Below are 299 nucleotides of genomic sequence, written 5' to 3' on the forward strand. Positions count from 1 at the left end.
AAACGTAAAACAACAATACTAAGTTTAAGCACCAGGACGTGAGGTATTACAGGATGTATGCCTAGTAAAGAAATACGAAAAAAGCCCAACAGGATGTTGGGCTTTTTTCATTTCTAAATTATTAATATTTAAGATTTTCTACTGTTTACCAACATACTTATTCAGTAGCAAAATTAAAGAGCACCTATACTGACCGTTTAATTGAGCAGTCGCATAATGACACCCATCGTGTACATACCAGCTATCATCAAGCACTAACGGCAACAGGTCGCCTATCCTCTTCTGACCCTAACTTACAA

The 299-nt window shown here is 36.8% G+C and carries 1 pseudogene; it reads left to right on the forward strand.

Annotated features, from left to right (window positions below):
• Nucleotides 1-164 precede the first annotated feature (164 nt).
• Nucleotides 165-299, forward strand: a pseudogene (locus tag RFX69_RS05695) (DNA polymerase); the annotation flags it as partial.

It is taken from the genome of Acinetobacter sp. 148, assembly GCF_031196675.1.
Lineage (GTDB): Bacteria > Pseudomonadota > Gammaproteobacteria > Pseudomonadales > Moraxellaceae > Acinetobacter > Acinetobacter baumannii.